General features: G+C 56.8%; 2 protein-coding genes. Both read left to right on the top strand.

Annotation, left to right across the window (positions count from 1 at the left end; genetic code table 11):
- Positions 1 to 272, top strand: a 272-nt coding sequence (locus ACESTR_RS16275; protein ID WP_368186001.1) for a DUF3408 domain-containing protein, incomplete at its 5' end; no start/stop codon positions are given.
- A gap of 41 nt (positions 273 to 313) precedes the next feature.
- Positions 314 to 733 (top strand): DUF3408 domain-containing protein, encoded by a 420-nt coding sequence (locus ACESTR_RS16280; RefSeq protein ID WP_004295458.1) that lies wholly within the window; start codon positions 314 to 316, stop codon positions 731 to 733.
- Positions 734 to 848 lie beyond the last annotated feature (115 nt).

Consider the following 848-nt stretch of genomic DNA (forward strand, 5'->3'; position numbering starts at 1 on the left):
CGGCTACGAAAGAGGAGGGACGCCGCCGAAGAGGGAAAGGCCAGGATTACGAGCGTCTTTTTATCCGGAACGCCCCCTCCAATACCCGAAGCGGCAAAACGGTGTATATCCGCAAGGAGTTTCACGAGCGTATAACCCGGATAGTGCAGGTTATCGGTAAGAACGAACTCTCGCTGTATAGCTACCTGGACAATGTGCTGGAGCAGCATTTCGCGACCTATCAGGAGGAAATTTCGGAACTCTACAAGAAACGGAACTCCGATATTTTTTAGTTATGAACCCAATATTTACAACCCATTAAAAACAATCCATCATGTCAGACAAAGCAATTATTTTATCTGTTATCCTGGCGGCCGTCCTTTGCGTCGCCGTGCCCTTCATCTTCCGCGTGTGCCGCTACCGGCGCAGGATGAAAACCCTTATCGTCCCCGACGGCCCTTCGGGGGAGGTCGCCGTGGGGACTGTCCCCACCCCCGAGGCCGAGTACCTGGCCCGTTACATCTGCCTGCTGCGGCTGCCTTTCGCCGGTAACAAGCACGTGAAGATACGTCCGTCGTATCACGAGCGTATCCGCGAGATCACCCGTGTCATCGGTCGTGGCGACGTGACGATCACGGCCTACGTGGACAAGGTTCTCAAGGCGCACCTGGACGATAACCGGGAAACCATCGAGCGGCTTTTCGAGGAGCGTGAGGCCGTGGCCTCCCGGCAACCCAAAGCGGAGGAGCGATGAACGGGGCGTTGTGGCTGCTGCCCCTCTTTGCCGTGGGGTATGCCTTGTGGGCGTTTTTCCGCCTGCGGCGGATGGAACGTAACGAACCGGCAGACGGGATCGTTGCCGAAGACAC

The sequence above is a fragment of the Alistipes sp. DJF_B185 genome, assembly GCF_964250025.1.
Classification (GTDB): Bacteria; Bacteroidota; Bacteroidia; order Bacteroidales; family Rikenellaceae; genus Alistipes; species Alistipes finegoldii.